Annotated in this window: 7 protein-coding genes and 1 pseudogene; 1 reads left to right on the forward strand and 7 read right to left on the reverse strand. The window is 69.0% G+C overall.

The annotated features are described in order from the left end of the window. Positions 1-57: 57 nt before the first annotated feature. From QZV94_RS06155 to QZV94_RS06180, 6 genes are read right to left on the reverse strand one after another with little or no spacing between them, the layout of a single operon-like run. Positions 58-564 carry a hypothetical protein gene (locus QZV94_RS06155; RefSeq protein ID WP_293676926.1) on the reverse strand — a complete coding sequence of 169 codons (507 nt, stop codon included), beginning with the start codon at positions 562-564 and terminating at the stop codon, positions 58-60. Between the two features lie 7 nt (positions 565-571). Beyond that, entirely contained in the window at positions 572-742 is a 171-nt protein-coding gene (locus tag QZV94_RS06160; RefSeq protein WP_293676927.1) for a hypothetical protein, read from the reverse strand. An 11-nt stretch (positions 743-753) separates the two neighbouring features. Then, entirely contained in the window at positions 754-1,188 is a 435-nt protein-coding gene (locus QZV94_RS06165) for a D-Ala-D-Ala carboxypeptidase family metallohydrolase (protein WP_293676928.1), read from the reverse strand. Positions 1,189-1,228: 40 nt separating this feature from the next. Then, positions 1,229-1,498, reverse strand: coding sequence for a hypothetical protein (locus QZV94_RS06170; protein ID WP_293676929.1), 270 nt, complete (start codon positions 1,496-1,498; stop codon positions 1,229-1,231). Next, positions 1,495-2,481 carry a hypothetical protein gene (locus QZV94_RS06175; RefSeq protein ID WP_293676930.1) on the reverse strand — a complete coding sequence of 329 codons (987 nt, stop codon included), beginning with the start codon at positions 2,479-2,481 and terminating at the stop codon, positions 1,495-1,497. The genes QZV94_RS06170 and QZV94_RS06175 overlap by 4 nt, the downstream gene beginning before the upstream one ends. Before the next feature lie 21 nt (positions 2,482-2,502). Next, positions 2,503-4,035: a hypothetical protein gene (locus QZV94_RS06180; RefSeq protein ID WP_293676931.1), complete on the reverse strand. Its 1,533-nt coding sequence runs from the start codon at positions 4,033-4,035 to the stop codon at positions 2,503-2,505. A gap of 105 nt (positions 4,036-4,140) precedes the next feature. On the opposite strand from QZV94_RS06180, the gene QZV94_RS06185 reads away from it, so the two are divergent. Then, positions 4,141-5,802: a glycosyltransferase family 4 protein gene (locus tag QZV94_RS06185; RefSeq protein ID WP_293676932.1), complete on the forward strand. Its 1,662-nt coding sequence runs from the start codon at positions 4,141-4,143 to the stop codon at positions 5,800-5,802. 22 nt (positions 5,803-5,824) lie between these two features. Here the strand turns inward: QZV94_RS06185 and QZV94_RS06190 are convergent. After that, positions 5,825-6,160 (reverse strand): annotated as a pseudogene (locus QZV94_RS06190) (hypothetical protein); the annotation flags it as partial.

The following is a 6,160-nucleotide window of genomic DNA, read 5'->3' on the forward strand; positions in this document are numbered from 1 at the left end:
AGTTGCCAGCGACTTAGGGGGACGCCATCCGCCAACGGCAGCCGAACGCAAGGGGCCCTAGGGTCTCAATGCCGCCGCCTGCCCGCGCCACCAGGCCTGCCATCCTCTCACCTGCTCGGCGTTGGCTGCGCAGGCCTCGTAGTTCCAGGTGATGACGCGGGCGGCCTCAGAGGCTGCAAGCTCAGAGGCGGCGTCATCAGTGCGGCCGGCGGGGTCATGGACATCAGCGACGGGCAGCCCGAGAGCCGCGGCGTCGTGCAGGCGGACAAAGCCCACAGGCAAAGGAAAGCGGGCGTCGGTCTCAGGACTGACATGCGCGGGAATCTCCCGTTGGAGCGGTCGGTAGATTTTGCGGATGCGCTCGGCCGCGAGCCGATGTTCGCTCGCGGCCCGTTGCGACGCCTCCAAAGCCCGAAGGTCGGCCGCGTGAGCACCCTTCTCGCGGGCGAGATCGGCTGTGAGCGCCACCGCGTCGCGGCGCGCCCAGCCGGCGTCGGAGCCCAGCTTGTAGGCGCCGCCGGCCACGGCGATCGCGGCGGCGCCCCCCAGGATCAGCGGCCACATGCGCCGGTCAGGCGCCGGACTTCACGCCGTGCCGGATAAACGCACCCATGATGGCCGCCTGGGCCACCTGCAGGGCGTCGGCCGCCGACAGGACCTGGGTGTAGTAGCCGCTCGCCGCGTAGAGCAGTGAGGCGATGGCCACGAGATAGGTCTTCTTGCCTTCGATGGATTTCAGCATGGGAGGTCCTTTCAGGTGCGCGTGAGGCCAAGTTCGTAGCCGCCGCCCTCACGCTTGGTCAGAATCCGGCGGCGCATACGGGGGTCGAAGCTGAGGTGGACCCAGCCGCCCTCTTCGATGAGTTGGTCGAAGCCGATCGGCGAGTTGGCCAGCGCCCGGCAAACGTCGCGCGGCGAGCCGAAGCCGTAACAGTTGAAGTCCACGGCCCGCCCGGTCAGATGCGCCGACGTGCGCGCGCCGCCGACCGCGCGGTTCAGCTCCGGGCAGCGATAGCCGCTGGAGACGGAGATGATCCTCCCGCCCAGCAACCGGCGGACGTCCTCCATCCGCGCAGCCGTGGTCCGCAGCGTCGCCACCACATCCGGCGGCGGGCGGTTGTCGATCTCGCGATGCTGCGTGCAGGCGAGTTCTTCCAGCGCGAAGTGCGCTGTCAGCTTGGTGGTCATCTCGATGTCCTTGGACGTGGATGTGTGCGGACGGCGTCGCTCAGGGGTTAGCGACGTCCAGTCTCTGGGCCAGCTGCGGGCGCGCAGCCTCGAGCCGCCCGATCCGCTCGATGTTGGCGCTCCAAAGCTGCGCAAGCGCCCAGGCCAAGAGCGCCGCCGCAACACCCCAGGAGCGGCCCTTCAGCCCCTCGACCGCGTGTAGCGTGGTGGCCGCCGTCGCCTTGATCTCGGTGAGCCGCTCCTCGCAACGCGCCTCATGGTCGCTCAACCGCTGTTCCAGCGCGGCGAGCCGTTCGGGTTGCGTGGTCATCCCAGCCCCACATTCGCGCTGACGCCGATTTCGGTACCCTTCGTCGTGCTGGTGTCCTGCTTCGTCCCCTGCTGGTTCTGGCCGACGAAGAGGTTGATCGGCAGGCCGCTTAGCGCCGCGACGATCTGCTGGGTTGAGGTGAAGGGCGCCTGGCGGCCAGCGTCGTCGATCCCCCGCAGCGTCGCGCCAAGCCCCGCCTGAGTTCCGATATTGGCCCGGACGTTGTCGTTGTACGCGCCGGACAGCTGCGCCAGCTGGCTGGCTGCCTGCAATTGTTGCTGCTGGCCCTGAAGACCGAACCCCACCTTCTGCGCTTGGTCCTGAAGTGCGATCTGGGCGTTGGCGACGCGCGCCTGCGTGGCGCGGTCCGCATCGCCCCCCGCGGCGGCGAGAGCAGTCTCGAAGGCTCGCGACCGAAGGCCGGACAGGACCGAGGCGCGACCTCGCGCCAGCTCCCCCTCGGTCATGCTTTGCGTCAGCGCCGCGCCCGAGCCGCCAAAGGCGCCTGATCCTGCGAGATCAAGCGCTTGTTGCGCACGGACCGTGCCAGCGTTGGCGTCGAAATCTGCGCTGGTCGAGCTCACGACGTCGTTCAGGTACCGATTTTCGTACTCATCCATGTAGTTGCGGGCCTTGCCACCCGAGGCGAAGGGCGTGGCGGCGGACATGTGAGGGTCGAGCCAGGACGTCTTGGCCGCGCCCCGCGTCAGGTCAGCCGCACCGTCGTAGCTGAAGTCGAAGTTGCCCAGCCCGGCCGCGCCAGCCGCCGCCTGCGACTGCAGCGCATGCTGCGGGGCGACCAGGCCCTGTGGATCGACGCCAAGCAGGCCGTTGACCCGCCCCGCCACGCCCTGGGTGAGTGACGACGCCCAGTCCGGCACGAGCGGGGTCGTCGTGGTGCTGAAGGTGCCTGATGAGTTCGTGGTCGACTTGGACTTCTTGGCGTCCACGCCAAACGAGAATGAGGGAGGCAATCCTGACATCTGATCTCCTTGAGTTGCGGCCTACTCGCGCCCGGCCGGCGCGGCGTCGAAGGTCGGACGGCCGATGCGGCAGCCCGTGGGCGCGCTGTCACCGGCGAACCGAATGCGGAAGAGCCGGCCGCTCGCCAGCAGGTCCGCTTTTGCATCCCCTGGAGCCACCGCCGTGACCACCGTCGGCTGTTCGGCGTCCTGCGGGTGGAAGCGGGCGTTGAGGGTGATGGACACGGGACCGGCCTGGTCCTTGAAGTCCGGCCAGAGCCCGCGGATCAGCAGCGTGCTTTCGGGATCGAGGTAGCTGTCCGCGCTCTCGATGAACCAGCCGAAGCTCGCGCCGTCCGCTGATCGCCCTTTCTCGTGCAGGAACACCGAACCGTCGTACGTCGCCCCGATCGGATAGGCCGAGGGCGCCGCGTCGACGAAAGCCGTCCGCGCCATGATCCCGCGATGCCACGCGCCGGCGTCCGGGCCGCTTACGGCCAGCGCCAGATATCGGCTGTTCTCATACCCGTCGCGGCGGTCCGGATAGTCGAACCGCACCTCGGAGAACTCCGAGTTCGACGAAGCGACCACCTTGTCGCCCTGGCTGGCGGCCAACTCCTCCGCAAAATCTCGTCGGATCGGGCACGCTACGGGTTCCGCCTGGCCGCCCAGCGCATAGCTGTAGAACTGTCGATCGGGGCTGACCCAGAACGCCGTCTGGCCGACCACCACCGCCGCGTTGGGCCCGATCAGGCCACAGTTGCGGCCCACTCGGTCGAAGCGCCAAGGCTGGTTCAGCGCCCCGACGAAAGTCCCGAGGAACAGCGCGTCTCCGGTCCAGACCAGCAGGCACGGCCCGCACATCCGCCCCGCGACGATGCGGCCGCCGCCGGTCAGGATGTACTCCCGCGCCGTCGAGCCGCTGGCGCTCGTGCTCCACTGCGTGTTGTTGCGGATCGACGAGTGGCGGATGCAGAGCGGGTTGAAGGTCCCGGAGACCTCCTCGTTGCAGCCTAGCGCGAAGACCTGGTAGCCCCCGTTCAGCGGCGCCACCAGCATGTGGGTGACGTTGGCCGGCGCGTTGGCGAGCGCCGCGGCCTTCTGCGCCGTGTCGTTCGTCCAGGCGAAGATTGTCTGGTTGCGGGGGCTCGCCAGCAGCTGCTGGCCCCACGCCCCGAAAGACCAGGTCAGCGGGAAGTAGTCCGAGACCGATGGCAGGCCGTAGCCGCCGACGCCGAAACCGCCCGTCCCGTAGCCCGCGGAGCCTGCGCCATCTACCGCGCCTACCGTGAAGCCGCTGGACGGGGTGAGATCGAACAGCTCGCCGCCGCGCCATAGCTGCAGGTTCGAGTGGGTGCCGAAGCCGATGTTCAACACGCCGGAATTGTCGGTCCAGGGGAACACGCCGCGGCACACCCCGGTCAGGGGATCGCTCATCAGCCGCTCCCAGCCGCCGATGGTCTCCGCCCGGCCGAGCCGGAAGCGCATGTTCGACCCGTCGGCCCACCGGCCGCCGCCGGCGAACGTCGTGTCGTCGCCGTTCAGCCCCGGCGGGAGCTCAAGGGGTATCTTCATGGGGTCTTCCTTGTCCGCGGCGTGCGGCTCGTCCGCGCGCGCTTGTGTCTGACGCCGACACGCTCCAATGATCCGCGTCCTTCAGAGGTCGCGCCCCGGAGTCCCGTGTCCGTCCGTTCTTCCGCCGTGATCCGCGCCGAGCCGGACGCTTATGATGTCGCCAGGGAAAAGCTCATGGGCCGGCAGGCGGCCGGGCACGGCTTCCTGCGCGCTGCGGTCCAGGCGCGCGGCGACCAGCCGGTGCACGGCCTCGCCACCACCACCGGCGGGGCCAAAGGGTTCGCCGGCATCGTGCACGGCATCGATCCGACCGCGACAGTGAATCCAATCCCCTATGATCAGCTGGCGCGCGTCGGCGACATCGGCGTGCTCTACCTCGCCGATCTCACGCTCGCGACGCACGCCCGCCTGAGGCTACGCACCGGCCCCGGCGCCTTCTCGCTGTGCGGGGTCACCCACACCACCGCCAGCGGCGCCGCCATGGACGAGATCGTCGACCTGCTGCGTGAACCGGTCATGCCCTGGGACGCCCTGGTCTGCACCACCTCGGCGGTCGTCGAGACCGTCCGGCGCGTGCATGAGGCGGAGGTTGACTATCTTCGCTGGCGCTTCGGCCCGGATGTCCGCGTCGAGGTTCCGCAGCTCCCGATCATCCCCCTGGGCGTGCACTGCGCCGACTTCGAGATCGCGCCCGAGGCGCGCTTGGCGGCCAGGGCAAACCTGGGCCTCAGTCCCGAAACCGTCACGGCACTCTTCGTGGGGCGGCTGGTCTATCACGCCAAGGCCCATCCCTTCGCGCTCTACCGCGGCCTTCAGGCGGCTGCGGAACGGACGGGCCAGCCCGTGGCGCTGCTGATGTGCGGCTGGGCCCCGAATGAGGCGATCAGCCAGGCCTTCGTCGGGGGCGCCGCGCAGTTCGCTCCGGATGTGAAGACGATCTTCGTCGAGGGGCGCGACCCCGCCCGGCGCGACGAGGCCTGGGCCGCGGCCGACATTTTCGTGTCCCTCTCCGACAACATTCAGGAGACCTTCGGCCTGACGCCGATCGAGGCCATGGCGGCCGGCCTTCCGGTGGTGGCCACGGACTGGAACGGCTACCGCGACACCGTCCGCGCCGGGATCGACGGCTATCGCGTCCGCACCTGGGCTCCGGGTCCCAGCATGGGTGCGGCGATCGCCCGGAGCTATGAGTTTGGCGGCCTCAACTACGACAACTACTGCTGGGCCTCAGCCGCTCCGACAGCCGTCGACCTGGAGGAGCTCGCCGACGTCCTGTGCGGGCTGATTGAGAATCCAGACCTGCGCCACCGCCTCGGCGACGCGGGCCGTCAGCATGCCCGCGACCGCTTCGACTGGCCGGTGGTGTACCGTCAGTACCAGGACCTCTGGGACGACCTGAACGCGCGCCGACGCGCCGCGCTCGCCGATCCCGCCGTCGCCGCCCGCCTCCAGGCCGCCCCGCAGGCCGGCGCGGCCCGCCTCGACCCCTACCATGCGTTCGGTCACTACCCGACGGAGCACATCGGACCCGGAACCCGCCTCAGCCTGGCGCCGGGCGCGACGCGCGAGCGTTTCACCGAAATCTCGACGCACGCCCTCTTCGGCAAGCTCCCGACGCCACTCGGCGTCCTGAGCGCCCTCTTCGCCGCGCTCGAGCCGGGTGAGATCACCCTGACAACCGCCGCCATCCGGCTCGGCTCGAACGTCGCCGTGGTCGCCAGGGCGACCGGCGTCCTGGCGAAGATGGGGCTGGTGAGATTGCGGTGAGGGGCGGTGTCTGACCCGCGTCCTACTTCGCGAGCCTAGCCGTAAAATGATACATCTTCCGAAAGGTCGTTGGGTTGCGGGCTTCAAAGTCCGCCCAATTCTGCAGGTCCAAGCCAGCGGGGTCGTCGGGGAAATCTGCTAAGTAGCGATCGAGCGCTCCGTAGCGCGGATCGAACCCCAGAAACTCCAGACCAGCCCGCCGCAGCATCGCTGCGATCTGGGGTATGTCATGCACATGCTCGACCACATGCATCAGGAGGTCGCGACAGGTGGAGGTCGAGTAAAAGTCGGGGAATTCCAGCGCCGCCCGCACCGAATCATTGGGTTGCGACGTCTGAATCGCGCGCCGAAAGGCCCC

Source organism: uncultured Phenylobacterium sp. (genome assembly GCF_902826855.1).
GTDB lineage: Bacteria > Pseudomonadota > Alphaproteobacteria > Caulobacterales > Caulobacteraceae > Phenylobacterium.